Origin of the sequence: Rhodoferax sp., assembly GCF_039922535.1 — a bacterium.
In the GTDB taxonomy this organism is placed as follows: domain Bacteria; phylum Pseudomonadota; class Gammaproteobacteria; order Burkholderiales; family Burkholderiaceae_C; genus Rhodoferax_B.
On record NZ_JBDTEM010000017.1, the window covers coordinates 1 to 14,417 of the forward strand.

Consider the following 14,417-nt stretch of genomic DNA (forward strand, 5'->3'; position numbering starts at 1 on the left):
CGGGGCTGTCAGGCCGTTGTAGCTGGTGGGCGGCGCGTACAGCGCCAGGCTCTCGGCGGCAACCCGGGCGGCGGATGGCAGGATGGAGAGCATCTTACCCAGCGCGTCCTCGGCCGCCAGGGCCAGCGGGGCATCCAGCCAGGGCTGCGACAGGCGCACAGCAGCCACCAGCGCCTTGGCCTCATCTTGGCTGAACATCAGCGGCGGCAGCTCAAAACCCGCGCCAAAGCGGTAGCCCACGCCGGGCTCACCCTCGATGGGCACACCCTGGCGCTGCAGATCGGCCACGTCGCGGTAGACCGTGCGCTCGGAGATTTCCAGCCGCTCGGCCAGAAATGCCGCGGTGGACAAGCGCCGCCCGCGCACAAGCTGTACCAAGTGGAAAAGTCGGTCAGCGCGGCGCATTATTTACAAGCTTTTTAGGCCACCAGCGCAGATAGCACCTGCGCGGGCAGCTATTGAAAGGTGAGCAATCCGGTTCAGGGCAGCTCCACACCGATGGAGATGGCAATCCGCCCGTCCCCGCGGTATTCCTCAAAGTCGCTGGCATAGCGGCGTGGATAGGCGGGTTGGTCCTGAAAATGCTGCCATACCGCCGCCCATAGCGCAATCACCGTGGCGGGCATGGGGCCCTGGGCCTCAAACACCAGGTAGGGCCCGGCGGGCACGGTCACGGCATCCAGACCCTCTGGTACCTCGGTGGCTAGCACGGCAGCGCTCAGGTCGAACGCGCCCATGGCATCCGACGCGTAGGCGCTGTACACGCCGTACAAGGCCGACTGCGGGCTGTAGCCGGGCACCGACTGCGCCACCCGCTCCGAGAAAAAGCGCTGCCACAGCGGCGCAATTTTGGCCGTGGCGGGCGAAAACTCGGCCGCGTTGGTGGTGCGGGTGGTGATGCCGGCCAGGTGCAGGGGCTGGTCGCGGTGGACGAGGTGGGGATGGTGGGGATGGTGGGGTAACTGGTCCATGGTGACATCAATCCTTCTTGGTCAGGTGGTAGGTGAGCGCCATGGCAATGCAAAAGCGCAAGGTATCGGTCGGCACGGCTTCGCTGGCATTCAGCAGGATGGCACGCTGGCCTTGGAACCTGAAGTCGTGCGGAAACAAGGTTTTGAACTGCTCCACCAAGCGGGTCTGGCAATGGAAATACACCGCGCACTGGTCGGGGCTGCGCGCATCCCAGCCCAGTCGCACGGTGCTGCCGCTGCGGGTCTGCGGGGTCAGGTAGGCGGGTTGACCCCACTTCAAGTTTTGCCCAGCACGCCCACGCCCGGCTTAGTAACCGTCACCTCGAAAATCATCTGCCGCAGCGCCAGCAGCTTGCGCCGCATGGGCTGCGGCCAGCCTTGGAAGACGGCTTCTACTCTTGGGTCGGCGAAAGCTTGCATGGGACGATTCTCAGGCCAAGGCGTGCAAGCCCACGCGGTTGCCGTCCGGGTCCTGGATGTGGGCGATGAAACCCATGCCGGGCGGCAGCGCGGTTTTGGCTTTGAGCAGCGTGGCATCCAGCGTCTGGGCGCGGGCCAGTGCAGCGTCGATGCTGGGCGAGCAGTCCAGGTAGACCAGCGTGCCCTCCGTCGTCGCCTTCGGCGTGTCGGCTCCGCTTTGCAGGCAACCCTTTACGCCCTCGTCCGGCGCGGTGAAAATGGCCAGGGTGTAGCTCTGGCCGCCCATCGGAAACACCTCGCGGTGCAGGGTTTGGGCCAGCAGGGTTTCGTAAAAAACCTGGGCACGGGCGATGTCGGTTACGGGGATTTCGAACCAGCTAATGGCGTTAGGGTTGGCGTTGGGGTTAGACATGGAATGCATCCTTTCGGGGGTTCAGTTAAAGAGAACCGTATGGTGCAGACCTGCTACTGACAACATGGTGTCAGCAGACTGCCCCCCCGCGATTTCGCCGCACCAATGTGCAGCATGACCATGGCATAAGACTTGCACGAATGGATGTGGGCGTAACGGCGCGCCCGCTCCCGCCTAACCCGGCGGGCTGTGCGCACAACGGCGTACGCACACGCTTTACCTTCCACTCAACCAGGCATGGCGCTTTGCCTTGCGGTTGCTGCTGGCGGGTTTCACATCCATAACCGCCATTTTGCAGCTCTGTCGCACTGGCAGCGCACGTTCGCGTGCGAGACCGGTGCACCGGTTTCCCCGCGCAGCGGGCATGCAAAACCTAGAGGACCTACCCCATGACAAGCACCGTGGCGATACAGCCCAGCTATTTCCGCAGCTTTCTCAGAGCTGGCCACGCGCCCACCTTGGGCGCGGCATTCTTTTACTTCGCGTTCTCCTGTGCCATCTGGGTGCTGAACGGCACCATGGCACCGTTTATCACCGAGGCCTACAAGCTGTCGCCCGCCGAAAAAGGCGTGATGCTGTCTATACCCATCTTTGCCGGGGCGCTGATGCGCTTTCCGCTGGGCATCCTGGCCCAGTACATCGGCCGCAAGAACGCCACCCTGGTGGAGATGGGCGGCATCGCCATCGCCATGTTGTTTGGCTATTTCTATGTGCAGAGCTTCAACGAACTGCTGGCCATGGGCGTGTTGCTGGGCATTGCCGGTGCCAGCTTTGGCGTGGCCATGTCGCTGGGTTCGGGATCGTTCCCCGCTCGCTACAAGGGCCTGGCGATGGGCATCGTAGGTGCGGGCAACATCGGTACCGCGATATCCGCGCTGCTGGCGCCGCCGCTGGCCCAGGCTTTCGGCTGGCAAACCGTGTACGGCTTTGCCGCCGTGGCGGTCTTGCTGCCCGTGATGGCCATGGTGGTCTTCGCCAAGGAGCCGCCCGACCTGGACAAACACGCCAGCTTCAAGGAACACATTGCCTGCCTGTTTGAAAAAGACGGCTGGGCCTTTAGCCTGATCTACGCCGTGACCTTTGGCGGCTTCATCGGCCTGACCACCTTTCTGCCCAGCTACTTCTACGACCAGTTCGGCGTGAGCAAAGTGCAGGCGGGCCAGTTGACCATGCTGGCCGCCTTTATGGGCGCGGTGCTGCGGGTGTTTGGCGGCTGGATCTCGGACCACTGGGGCGGCGTGAACACCTTGACCGGCGTGCTGCTGGTGGTTAGCGGCACACTGGTGCTGTGCGGCCTGGCCGAGAATTCGCTGACCCTCACCGTGCTGTTGTTCCTGGTGTGCTTTGCCGCACTGGGTGCCGGTAACGGCGCACTGTTCCAACTGGTGCCACTGCGCTGGCCCCTGTCCACCGCCGTGGCCGGATCGATGATCGGCGAAATTGGTGCCCTGGGCGGCGGCCTGATCCCCAACGCCATGGGCCTGAGCAAGCAGCATGCGGGCACCTATCTGTGGGGCTTTGTCGGCTTCGCCGTCTGCGCAGCGGCCATGCTGTTGCTGCTGCGGGTGATGCAAATGCGCTGGACGCGGACCTGGGCTGAAAAGGGAGGTCGCGCGCGCAGCGCGTGAAAAATTTCGCAAGAAATTGCTGCCTGCGCAGCAGGTAGACCTCCGTTTCGCCGCAGGCATAAAGGTGGGCGCGCACGCACGGCCTAAATTCCATTAGCTATTCAATTTATAGCTGCTAGCGCAGGTACCACCTGCGCTAGCAGCTATTTTTTCACATAAACCAGTCCAGAGCCCTTGCCGGGCTGCGCCTACTTTGGCAAGAACAACAGCCAAAATAAAAGCAGCAAGTTGAACAGCACCGACAGCAACAGCGCCAGTTTCCAGGCGGCGGTCGGGTCGCGGCGCAGTAGCGGGCTGGGCGCGGGTGCGGTCAAGGGGCGCGATGCACCGCGTTCCAAAGCCAGCAAAAACTCCTCCCCGGTCTCAAACCGCAGGCGTTGGTCGCGGGCCACGGCTTTTTGCACCACGTGGTCCAACCAGATGGGAATTTCGGGGTTGTGGCGGCTGGGCGCAATCGGGTCGCGGTAGTAGCGGCCCACCTGGTAGGGCAGCACCTCACCGTAGGGCAGCTTATGGGTGAGCAGCTGGTACAGCGTCACGCCCAGGGCGAACAGGTCACTTTGGGTGGTGGGCAGTTCCTCTACCGCGTCGCCCCCCAAGGCACTGAATCCCCACTGCTCAGGGTTGACGTAGCTGGGCGTGCCCGCATGCAGTTTGCGCATGGCCTCGGGCTCGCGACCAGTCAGTGCCACGCCCAGGTCGAGCAGACGCAGCACACCGTCTTCGCCCTGGTGCAGGTTGGCGGGTTTGATGTCGCGGTGGATGACGTTTTGCTGGTGCAGCCGCCCCAGCGCCTGGGCCACCTGGCGGGCCGCGCTGACGGCCTGGTGGACAGTGAATTTGTGCTGCCGGTCCAGCATCTGCTGCAAGGTTTCGCCGCCATGCCAGTCGTACAGTAGGTAGAAGGCACTGGCAGCCTGGCCCGTGGCAGTGTTGACGGGGTGGGTGTCGTGCAAGGCCACCAGGTAGCCGGCCGCGCGGCAGGAGCCCATGCGCTTGGCCAGCCAGGCTTCGTGGGCCAGCATGGCGCGCTCTTGCGGGTCGTGGGCGCGGCTGGGGTGCAGGGTTTTGAGGGCGTACAGGGCTTGGGTCGTGGGGTGGCGCACTTGCACCACCACGTTGATACCGTTGTCGGCCACCGGAGCGGTCACATTCAGGCCATCGATGCTGTCGCCGACGCGGAATGGGCCGGGGATGGGCAGCGCGCGGGCGGCGCGGTTTTCGTCTTCCAGCGTGGCATCCAGCAGGCCCAACACGCGCACCACGATGGCGGTGACGTTGTCGCGGCTACCGGCCTGCAGGGCGGTCTGGACCAGGCTTTCGGCAGCGGTTTTGGCCTCAATGCCGCGGGCCAGCAGCGCCATCTGCGTATCGTCCAGCACGCCGTGCACGCCGTCGGTCACCAGCAAAAACACGTCGCCCACCTGCAGATCGCCCTGGAAATAATCCACCACCAGCCGCTCGTCCACACCCACGGAGCGCAGCAGCTGGTGGCGCAGGTCGGGGTGGTCGGGTACGTGGTCGTGGCTGAGCTGGGTGCACAGGCCGCCGCGCAGCAGGTAGGCCCGCGAATCGCCCACATGGGCCACCGTGTACGACTGGCCGCGCAGCACCACGGCAGTGAGTGTCGTCAGGCCCAGGGCCGGTTTGCGGCGGCGGTTGATGCCCGCCAGCCAGGCGTTTTGCGCACCGATGATGCGGTCCAGCGCGACCGTGGTGTCCCAGGTTTCGGGGGTGCAGTAGTAGTCGCGCACCAAGCTGGTCACCGTGGTTTGCGCCGCCTCTTTGCCCATGCCGCCGGTACTCACGCCATCGGCCAGGGCCACGATGCAGCCCATGTCGACCTGGCCCGCCTCGGGCAGCATGGCGGCGCAAAAGTCTTCATTGATGGGTTTGGTGCCTGCCAGAGACGTGAAACCGATGTCGAGTTGGAATGCCATAGGCTGGGGATGTTATCGACCACGGGAAGGCACCGCTGGCAAAACGACGCGTCTGGTGCGGGCCCCATCCCGCCGTGCACCAACTTATAGCGCTCTGGCGGGCGGCTTGCCTGGGGCTGCCTGCCCAGAACCCATCCCCGCTGCCTTCCCGCAAAAACACACAGATGCCAGAAAAATCAAGCACTTAGAAAGAAATATTGCGCCTGGGTAGCGGCACAGGGAGGGCACCGGGAGCCACCGTGTAAGCCAAGCCGACTAGCGGGCCATCCTATGGCACAGGTTTTGCGTGGTTTGAGGCGGGCGTAACGAAGCGCCCATCTGCTGCCAGCGCGCAGCGGAGCCCGCACACAACGCCGTGTGCACGCATGTGTTTGCAAAGAATGTGCTTTTCAGCATGTTCTGCCCGAGGCCCCACGGCTTTGGCTATTCGTATCTATCTTTCTTGTTTTTGCTGCGCTGCGTCGGCGATGGTTCTGGACATTTTCTGGACCGGGCTTCGGCATTTCACAACGGCACCTTTGGAGTCCCCACGATGAAGAAATCTAAATTGGTGATGGTCGGCAACGGAATGGCCGGTGTGCGCACCATTGAAGAGCTGCTCAAGGTTGCCCCCGATCTGTACGACATCACGGTCTTCGGTGCCGAGCCGCACCCCAACTACAACCGCATCCTGTTGTCGCCCGTGCTGGCCGGCGAGCAGACGCTGGACGAGATCGTGCTGAACTCCTGGGAGTGGTACAGCGACAACCACATCACCCTGCACGCCGGCAAAAAAGTGGTCGAGGTAGACCGCGTAAAACGCATCGTGCGCGCCGAAGATGGGACCGAGGCCGAATATGACCGCCTGCTGATGTGCACCGGCTCGAACCCCTTCATCCTGCCCATCCCCGGCAAGGACCTGCAGGGCGTGATCGCCTACCGCGACATTGCCGACACCAACGAGATGATCGCCACCGCCACCCAGTACAAGAACGCGGTGGTCATCGGCGGCGGCCTGCTGGGCCTGGAGGCCGCCAACGGCCTGATGCTGCGCGGCATGTCCGTAACCGTAGTGCACACCAACCCCTGGCTGATGGACCGCCAATTGGACGCGGTGGCGGGCAAGCTGCTGCAGGAATCATTGGAAGAGCGTGGCCTGAAGTTCCTGCTCAGCGCGCACACCCAGGCGCTGCTGGGCAACGCCGATGGCCGGGTCTGCGCCGTGCAATTCAAAGACGGCAGCCAGGTACCCACCGACCTGGTGGTGATGGCCGTGGGTATCCGCCCCAACACCGACCTGGCCGCCAGCATGCGCCTGCACATCGACCGCGGCATCGTGGTCACCGACACCATGCAGACCGTCACCGACGGCCGCATCTACTCGGTGGGCGAATGCGCGGCCCACCGCGGCATTGCCTACGGCTTGGTAGCTCCGCTGTTTGAACAGGCCAAGGTAGCGGCCAACCACCTGGCCGAGTTCGGCATTGGCCGCTACATGGGCTCGCTGACCTCCACCAAGCTGAAAGTCACCGGCATCGACCTGTTCAGCGCGGGCAACTTCACCGGCGGCGAAGGCACCGAAGAAATCGTGATGAGCGATCCTTTTGGCGGGGTCTACAAAAAGCTGGTGCTGAAAGACGACAAGCTCATCGGCGCCTGCCTGTACGGCGACACGGTGGACGGCAGCTACTACTTCAAGCTGCTGCGCGATGGCCGCAGCATCGGCGAGGTGCGCGACCGGCTGATGTTTGGCGAATCCAACATCGGCGACACCGGCCACGAAGGCCACAGCAAAGCCGCCACCATGCCCGACAGCGCCGAAGTCTGCGGCTGCAACGGTGTCAACAAGGGCACGATCTGCAAGGCCATCAAAGAAAAAGGCCTGTTCACCCTGGAAGAAGTCAAAAAGCACACCAAGGCCAGCGCCTCCTGCGGCTCGTGCACCGGCCTGGTGGAGCAGATATTGATGTTCACCGCCGGTGGCGACTACTCGGCCACGCCCAAGACCAAGGCGATCTGCGCCTGCACCGAGCAAGGCCACCAGGCGGTGCGCGATGCGATTGTGAAGAGCAAGTTTTTGACCATAGACACCGTCTTCAAAAGCATGGGCTGGAAGACCCCCAACGGCTGCGCCACCTGCCGCCCGGCCGTCAACTACTACCTGATTTCCAGCTGGCCCAAAGAGGCCAAGGACGACCCGCAAAGCCGCTTCATTAACGAGCGCAGCCACGCCAACATCCAGAAGGACGGCACCTACAGCGTCATCCCGCGCATGTGGGGTGGCGAAACCAGTGCAGATGAGCTGCGCCGCATTGCCGACGTGGTGGACAAATACAAAATCCCCACCGTCAAGGTCACCGGCGGCCAGCGCATCGACCTGCTGGGCGTGAAGAAAGAAGACCTGGTCAACGTCTGGAGAGACATCGGCATGCCCAGCGGCCACGCCTACGCCAAGGCGCTGCGCACCGTGAAAACCTGCGTCGGCTCCGAGTGGTGCCGCATGGGCACGCAAGACAGTACCCAGATGGGCAAAGACATGGAACGCGCGATGTGGCGCATGTACGCCCCGCACAAGGTGAAGTTTGCCGTGTCGGGCTGCCCGCGCAACTGCGCCGAATCGGGCATCAAGGACGTGGGCGTGATCGGTGTGGACAGCGGCTGGGAAATGTACATCGCGGGCAACGGCGGCATCAAGACCGAGGTGGCGCACTTCTTGGTGAAGGTCAAAACCTCGGCCGAAGTGCTGGAGTACACCGGCGCGTTTTGCGAGCTGTACCGCCAAGAAGGCTGGTACCTGGAGCGCACCGTGCACTACGTGGCGCGCGTCGGCATGGAACACATCAAGCAGCGCATTCTGGAAGACCACGCCGGCCGCAAAGCCCTGTGGGAACGCCTGCAGTTTGCGCTGGACGGCGAGCCCGACCCCTGGTTTGACTTTAAAGACGCGCAAGTGGACACCCGACAGTTCGCAGCCATCCCTGTATAAATTTATAAAAATAAGGGCTCCAGCGCAGGCAGCACCTGCGCTGGCAGCTACGAAAGGAATAGCAATATGAGCGAATGGAAAATCATCTGCCGCGTCGATGACATCCCGGTCCTGGGCGCGCGCCGCGTCACCCGCACCAAAGGCATGGACGTGGCCGTGTTCCGCAACGACCAGGACGAAGTTTTTGCCGTGCTCGACCGCTGCCCGCACAAAGGCGGCCCGCTGAGCCAGGGCATCGTCTTCGGCACCAGCGTGGCCTGCCCGTTACACAACTGGAACATCGATCTCAAAGACGGCTGTGTGCGCGAGCCCGATGTGGGCTGCACCCAGAAGTTCAGCGTCAAGGTAGAAGACGGCAGCGTGCACCTCATGCCCGAAGAACTGGCCACGCTGGCGCTGGAATTTGTGCCGCCCACCGCTGGCCCCAAGACTGTGCAACCTGCTTAAATTTCACGTTACATGACCAGCCCCACAGAAACCAAGTCCACCTGTCCATACTGCGGTGTCGGTTGCGGCGTGATCATCGAATCCGCCGGCGCGCAGATCACCGGCGTGCGGGGCGACCCCGACCACCCGGCCAACTTTGGCCGCCTGTGCACCAAGGGCTCCACCCTGCACCACACCGCCACGGCCGCGGTCACCATGCAAACCCGGCTGCTCTACCCGATGCAGCGGCTGCAGCGCGGCCAGCCGCCCCAGCGTGTGTCGTGGGAGCACGCCCTGGGCATGGCGACCCGCAAATTCGCCCAGGTGATCCGCGACCATGGACCCGACGCGGTGGGTTTCTACATTTCGGGCCAGTTGCTCACCGAGGACTACTACGTCTTCAACAAGCTGGCCAAGGGGCTGATCGGCACCAACAACGTGGATACCAACTCGCGTCTGTGCATGAGCAGCGCGGTGGCGGGCTACAAAACCACGCTGGGTGCGGACGCGCCGCCGGCCTGCTACGACGATGTGAACCACACCGGCTGCATCTTCATCGTGGGCAGCAACACGGCCTGGGCGCACCCCATTCTGTTCCGCCGGATTGAAGACGCGAAGAAGGCCAACCCGGCGATGAAGATCATCGTGGCCGACCCGCGCCGCACCGATATCGCCGAGATCGCCAACCTGTTTCTTCCCATCCAGCCCGGCACCGACGTGATGCTGTTCAACGGCATGCTGCACATCATGCTGTGGGAGGGCTGGACCAGCGCCGCCTACATCGCCGAGCACACCAACAATTTCGAGGCCTTGAAAGCCACGGTGCGCGACTGCACGCCCGAGCTGGTGGCGCAAATCTGCGGCATCAGCAAAGAGGCGCTGCACCAGGCCGCCCAGTGGTTTGCCACGGGAGCGTCAGGCGACCCGCAGCGTCGCAAGGCCACGCTGAGCCTGTACTGCATGGGCCTGAACCAGTCCAGCAGCGGCACCGCCAAAAACGCCGCGCTGATCAACTTGCACTTGGCTACGGCACAAATCGGCAAGCCTGGCGCGGGCCCGTTCTCATTGACCGGCCAGCCCAACGCCATGGGTGGGCGCGAAGTGGGCGGCATGGCCAACCTGCTCAGCGGCCACCGTGATCTGGCCAATGCCGACCACCGCGCCGAAGTCGCCGCGCTATGGGGCGTGGCCGATGTGCCGTCCAAGCCAGGCAAAACCGCCATCGAGATGTTCCAGGCCGCGGCCGATGGCGAAATCAAGGCCCTGTGGATTGCCTGCACCAACCCCTCCCAGAGCATGCCCGACCAGGCCACCGTGCGCCGTGCGCTAGAGCGCGCCGAGTTGGTCATCGTGCAAGAGGCCTTCCGCACCACCACCACCTGCGAATACGCCGACCTGCTGCTGCCCGCCACCACCTGGGGCGAAAAGACCGGCACCGTGACCAATTCCGAGCGCCGCATCAGCCGCGTGCGCCCCGCGGTGGCCGCGCCCGGCGAGACGCGCCACGACTGGTCGATTGCCGTGGAATTTGCCCAGCTGCTGGAAGCCGAACTGGGCCAGCCACCCCAACTGTTTGACTACCCCACGCCCGAATCCATCTGGAACGAGCACCGCGAATCCACCCGGGGCCGCGACCTGGACATCACCGGCATGGACTACGCCATGCTGGATGCCGGTGCCCAGCAATGGCCGCTGCGCACGGGCGAAACCGTGGGCCAGGCGCGTCTGTACGAAAACGGCATCTTCCCCACCACCAACGGCAAGGCCAACTTTGCCAACACCGTCTACAAGCCGGTGGCCGAGCCGCGCGAAGCCCGCTACCCGTTCTCATTGACCACTGGCCGCCTGCGCGACCAATGGCACGGCATGAGCCGCACCGGCACGCTGGGCCGCCTGTTTGGCCACGTGGCCGAACCCAGCATCCAGATGCACCCGCAAGACATGGCGCGCCGCCAGCTGAGCGACGGCGACCTGGTCCACGTCACCAGCAAGCGCGGCTCCATCCTGGTGCCACTGGTGGCCAGCACCGAAGTCGCCATGGGCCAGACCTTCATCGCCATGCACTGGGGTGAAGAGTTTCTGAGCGGCACCAGCGCCAACGGGGAGCGGCTGATGGGGGTGAACGCGCTGACCAATTCGGTGTTTTGCCCCACCTCCAAGCAGCCCGAACTCAAGCACACCGCCATCAAGATTCTGAAGGCCGAAATGCCCTGGTCGCTGCTGGGCGTGGCCTGGTTGCCCGAGGCCGACGCACTGGCCGCGCGCGAAAAGCTCAAAGGTCTGATGGCGCAGTTTCCGTTTGCCAGCGTGGTGCCGTTTGGCCGCGAGCGCACCGGCCTGCTGTTCCGCGCCGCCAGCTTTGATGCCGTGCCCGACGAGGTCATCGCCCAAATCGAAACCCTGCTGGGACTGGGCGGCGTGGACGTGCTGCGCTACGCCGACAAAAAGAAGGGCCAGCGCCGCGCCGTCAAGCTGGAGCGCACGGCCAACAACGCCCAGCTCACCGGCTTCCTGCTGGCGGGCGACACCAGCGCCGAGGTATGGATCAAAACCCTGCTGCAAGACCAGTTGCCCGCCCTCGCCTACGGCCACCTGCTGCTGCTGCCCGGCAGCAAGGCCCCGGTGGCGGTGAAGGCGCGCGGCAAACAGATCTGCACCTGCTTCAACGTCACCGACGATGCCATCCGTACCACCCTGGTGGACTGCCGTGGCTTTGAAGACGAGCGCCTGGGCCAGTTGCAAACGGCCTTGAAGTGCGGCACCAACTGCGGCTCCTGCCTGCCCGAAGTGCGCAGACTAGTGCGCGCCAGCATGCCCACGGCGCAAGCCGCGTGATGCCGGGCCCAACTTCATTCAGCAAATAACCAATCGTTATCAGCCATCTACGACAATCGCGCCATGGGAATCAGCCAATACATCAAAGAAATCGGCCGTGGCAAAGATGGCGCACGGGCCTTGTCACGCACGCAAGCCGCCGACCTGTTCGGCCAGGTGCTGGACGGCACGGTCACCGACCTGGAAATCGGCGGCTTCTGCCTGGCCATGCGTATCAAGGGCGAAACCGAGCTTGAGATGGCGGGTTTTCTGGACGCAACCTACGCGCGGCTGATCATGGTGCCCGCCTGCGACCGCCCGCTGGTGGTGCTGCCCAGCTACAACGGAGCACGCAAGCTGCCGGTGCTGACCCCGCTGCTGGCCCTGCTGCTGGCCCGCGAAGGCCTGCCGGTGCTGGTCCACGGTACGGCCACCGAATCCACCCGCATTTCTGCACAAAATGTGCTGCTGGCGCTGGATATACCTGCGCTGACAGCTATTAAAGAAATAGCAAATGGCGAAGTAGCCTATGCCACCACCGAATTGCTCTGTCCCGGCCTGAAGCGTCTGCTGGACGTACGCCGTGCCGTCGGCCTGCGCAACCCGGCGCACAGCCTGGTCAAGCTGATGGCACCCACCGACGGCCCGGCCCTGGTGGTCAGCAGCTACACCCACCCCGAATACGCCGTGTCCATGGCCGCCACTTTCGCGCTGATGGAATCCAACGCCCTGCTGCTGCGCGGCACCGAAGGCGAAGTGGTGGCCGACGCCCGCCGTGCGCCGCAAATGACCGGCTACCTGCGCGGCCAGCCCACGCTGATGCAAGAAGCCCAGTCCGGCCCGCTGGCGGTGGTGCCCGACTTGCCCAAAGAAATTGATGCCGACAGCACCGCCACGTACATCCGCGACGTGCTGGCCGGGCGCAAACCCGTGCCCGCCCCCATCGCCCAGCAGGTGGCGCACATCTTGCGGTTGACACTGCAAATATTTGAAAACACCACGGCCCCCGTATGAAGCCCACCGATACCTCCTTTCCCACCAGTTTTGGCACCGTGCACGAGCGTGTACCCGCCAAAGCGGTGCACCTTGGCCAATGCACGCTGGTTGGCGCTGGGCCGGGCGACCCCGAATTACTGACGATCAAGGCCTTGAAAGCCATCCAGGCCGCTACCGTGCTGTTGGTCGATGACTTGGTGAGCGACGAGATCATCGCCTTTGCCTCGCCCACGGCCCGCATCGTCCACGTCGGCAAGCGCGGTGGCTGCAAATCCACGCCGCAAGCGTTTATTGAAAAGCTGATGGTCATGGCCGCCCGCGAAGGCGAAAACGTGGTGCGACTCAAGGGCGGCGACCCGTTCATCTTTGGCCGCGGCGGCGAAGAGGTCGAACACCTGCAGGCTGCGGGCGTGAAGGTCAGCGTCATCAACGGCATCACCTCCGGACTGGCGGCTGTCACCTCGCTGAACATCCCCCTGACCCACCGCGAGCATGCCCACGGCGTGGTCTTCGTCACCGGCCACGCCAAGCCCCATGACGCAGGCACCGACTGGCAAGCCCTGGCCGCCACGGCCTTCAGCGCCAAGCTCACCCTGGTGATCTACATGGGTGTCAGCGGTGCCCGCCGCATCCAGGACGAGCTGCTTACCGGCCTGCCCGCCAGCACACCCGTAGCGGTGGTGCAAAACGTCTCGCTCAGCACCCAACGCCACGTGGTGACCACTCTGGGTGCCTTGCATGACACCATCGTGCGCGAACAACTCGCCAGCCCATCGGTCATGGTGGTGGGTGATGTCGTGCGCGGTATCCAAATGGCGGTCGACGGCGCGCGGGCGCAGGCAGCATAAACCTCACAAACGCAGGCTTGGGCCTGGAACCCGTACGTGCCACAGGGGTTCGCATAGTGGGTGTCGGTTTTCTTTACAGAGTCCGGACTTTTTGCACGGAATGGAGGCATTGCCCCACACGCATGCTCTTTAAGCCGTTGAATTACTTGGATTTTTTTTTATAATCCGAGCAAGGCACAATATTTGCTGTAATTTAGCTATCAGCCCGAATTTAGCGGCCGCTCAAAGAACGCTCAGGACTACTTATGTCAAAGAATCTTCATATTTCAACGCCCGATACTGAAACAGCCGGCATGATGCCCGTGCAAGCTGGCATTGCTGGCCTGACATCGGATGCCATCGCGCGCCGTCGTATGCTGTTGAAAAGCCTGGGCAAAGGTTCTTCGGTGATCGCCGCTGCGGCCATCCCTATGCATACCTTGGCGGGTACGGGCACCATGTCAAAAACGATCAATGGCACGCGTTGCACGGTCTCCAGCATGGCATCGGGCGTTCACTCCAAGGACCCTACCGCCCAGACCTGCTCTGGCTGCCCCCCAACAAGTTACAACGACTGCACTAAATGGCCGAGCTGCACCTATGACAAGCCGACTAAAACCTATACAGTTTCGTGCCAAGGTATAAAGTTTAAGGATAGCGCGTCTTTTTATTCTGTATTTGGCTGTGGCAGCAATACTTCTATTAAAACAACCATGACCACCAATACAGGCTCTGATGAAGCGGCCTGGATTACGGCGTTGTTCAACGCCATTGTTTGCACCACGGGCAGCACCGCCTCGGGGGTTAAAAACTTCCCCTACACACCAGCACAAGTTATTAGTCTTTGCAAAGCCAAGCCAAGTTCATTGACATTCTTCAAAACTAATTTACAAAAAATTGTTATCTAGGAATTAGAAAATTTTAAAGAATACGAGCTACAAAGTTAATCCAGCAACCAGTTTGCACTGGGCATCATGGAACGATGAGTACGTCATTTTTGATGAAGGGTCGGGTCAAA

The 14,417-nt window shown here is 62.9% G+C and carries 13 protein-coding genes; 7 read left to right on the top strand and 6 right to left on the bottom strand.

The window, feature by feature from the left end; translation table 11 throughout:
• The 5 genes from ABI213_RS00475 to ABI213_RS00495 all read right to left on the bottom strand — a co-directional run.
• Positions 1-405: HTH domain-containing protein (locus ABI213_RS00475; RefSeq protein WP_348025664.1), on the bottom strand; the 405-nt coding region annotated here is incomplete at its 3' end.
• Positions 406-479: 74 nt separating this feature from the next.
• A complete protein-coding gene (locus tag ABI213_RS00480) occupies positions 480-971 on the bottom strand; it encodes a GyrI-like domain-containing protein (protein WP_348005186.1) in 492 nt (163 codons plus the stop codon).
• A 7-nt stretch (positions 972-978) separates the two neighbouring features.
• Positions 979-1,251, bottom strand: coding sequence for a DUF1801 domain-containing protein (locus tag ABI213_RS00485; RefSeq protein WP_348005185.1), 273 nt, complete (start codon positions 1,249-1,251; stop codon positions 979-981).
• Positions 1,248-1,391, bottom strand: a complete 144-nt coding sequence (locus ABI213_RS00490) for a hypothetical protein (protein WP_348005184.1) — start codon at positions 1,389-1,391, stop codon at positions 1,248-1,250. Before ABI213_RS00490 ends, ABI213_RS00485 begins: the two co-directional genes overlap by 4 nt.
• A 10-nt stretch (positions 1,392-1,401) precedes the next feature.
• Complete coding sequence (locus ABI213_RS00495; RefSeq protein WP_348005183.1) at positions 1,402-1,803, bottom strand: VOC family protein; 402 nt, start codon at positions 1,801-1,803, stop codon at positions 1,402-1,404.
• Positions 1,804-2,192: 389 nt separating this feature from the next.
• On the opposite strand from ABI213_RS00495, the gene ABI213_RS00500 reads away from it, so the two are divergent.
• Entirely contained in the window at positions 2,193-3,431 is a 1,239-nt protein-coding gene (locus ABI213_RS00500; protein ID WP_348005182.1) for an MFS transporter, read from the top strand.
• A 188-nt stretch (positions 3,432-3,619) separates the two neighbouring features.
• Here ABI213_RS00500 and ABI213_RS00505 read toward each other — a convergent pair whose 3' ends face one another.
• Positions 3,620-5,371, bottom strand: coding sequence for a bifunctional protein-serine/threonine kinase/phosphatase (locus ABI213_RS00505; protein ID WP_348025666.1), 1,752 nt, complete (start codon positions 5,369-5,371; stop codon positions 3,620-3,622).
• Between the two features lie 532 nt (positions 5,372-5,903).
• On the opposite strand from ABI213_RS00505, the gene nirB reads away from it, so the two are divergent.
• The 6 genes from nirB (at position 5,904) to ABI213_RS00535 (ending at position 14,307) form a co-directional block, all read left to right on the top strand.
• Positions 5,904-8,336 carry a nitrite reductase large subunit NirB gene (nirB, locus tag ABI213_RS00510; protein ID WP_348005180.1) on the top strand — a complete coding sequence of 811 codons (2,433 nt, stop codon included), beginning with the start codon at positions 5,904-5,906 and terminating at the stop codon, positions 8,334-8,336.
• A gap of 66 nt (positions 8,337-8,402) precedes the next feature.
• A complete protein-coding gene (gene nirD / locus ABI213_RS00515) occupies positions 8,403-8,783 on the top strand; it encodes a nitrite reductase small subunit NirD (RefSeq protein ID WP_348005179.1) in 381 nt (126 codons plus the stop codon).
• A gap of 12 nt (positions 8,784-8,795) precedes the next feature.
• Positions 8,796-11,597, top strand: coding sequence for a molybdopterin-dependent oxidoreductase (locus ABI213_RS00520; RefSeq protein ID WP_348025668.1), 2,802 nt, complete (start codon positions 8,796-8,798; stop codon positions 11,595-11,597).
• A 63-nt stretch (positions 11,598-11,660) separates the two neighbouring features.
• Positions 11,661-12,590 (top strand): DNA-binding protein YbiB, encoded by a 930-nt coding sequence (gene ybiB, locus ABI213_RS00525; protein WP_348005177.1) that lies wholly within the window; start codon positions 11,661-11,663, stop codon positions 12,588-12,590.
• Between the two features lie 65 nt (positions 12,591-12,655).
• Positions 12,656-13,420 (top strand): uroporphyrinogen-III C-methyltransferase, encoded by a 765-nt coding sequence (gene cobA, locus ABI213_RS00530; protein ID WP_348005189.1) that lies wholly within the window; start codon positions 12,656-12,658, stop codon positions 13,418-13,420.
• A 245-nt stretch (positions 13,421-13,665) separates the two neighbouring features.
• A complete protein-coding gene (locus ABI213_RS00535; protein WP_348005176.1) occupies positions 13,666-14,307 on the top strand; it encodes a hypothetical protein in 642 nt (213 codons plus the stop codon).
• The last annotated feature ends 110 nt before the right edge of the window (positions 14,308-14,417 follow it).

Coding starts and splice junctions, on each gene's coding strand:
- ABI213_RS00505 (WP_348025666.1), bottom strand. CDS start 5,371: ATGGCATTCCAACTCGACATCGGTTTCACGTCTCTGGCAGGCACCAAA.
- ybiB (WP_348005177.1), top strand. CDS start 11,661: ATGGGAATCAGCCAATACATCAAAGAAATCGGCCGTGGCAAAGATGGC.
- ABI213_RS00520 (WP_348025668.1), top strand. CDS start 8,796: ATGACCAGCCCCACAGAAACCAAGTCCACCTGTCCATACTGCGGTGTC.
- ABI213_RS00480 (WP_348005186.1), bottom strand. CDS start 971: ATGGACCAGTTACCCCACCATCCCCACCATCCCCACCTCGTCCACCGC.
- ABI213_RS00490 (WP_348005184.1), bottom strand. CDS start 1,391: ATGCAAGCTTTCGCCGACCCAAGAGTAGAAGCCGTCTTCCAAGGCTGG.
- nirB (WP_348005180.1), top strand. CDS start 5,904: ATGAAGAAATCTAAATTGGTGATGGTCGGCAACGGAATGGCCGGTGTG.
- ABI213_RS00495 (WP_348005183.1), bottom strand. CDS start 1,803: ATGTCTAACCCCAACGCCAACCCTAACGCCATTAGCTGGTTCGAAATC.
- ABI213_RS00535 (WP_348005176.1), top strand. CDS start 13,666: ATGTCAAAGAATCTTCATATTTCAACGCCCGATACTGAAACAGCCGGC.
- nirD (WP_348005179.1), top strand. CDS start 8,403: ATGAGCGAATGGAAAATCATCTGCCGCGTCGATGACATCCCGGTCCTG.
- ABI213_RS00500 (WP_348005182.1), top strand. CDS start 2,193: ATGACAAGCACCGTGGCGATACAGCCCAGCTATTTCCGCAGCTTTCTC.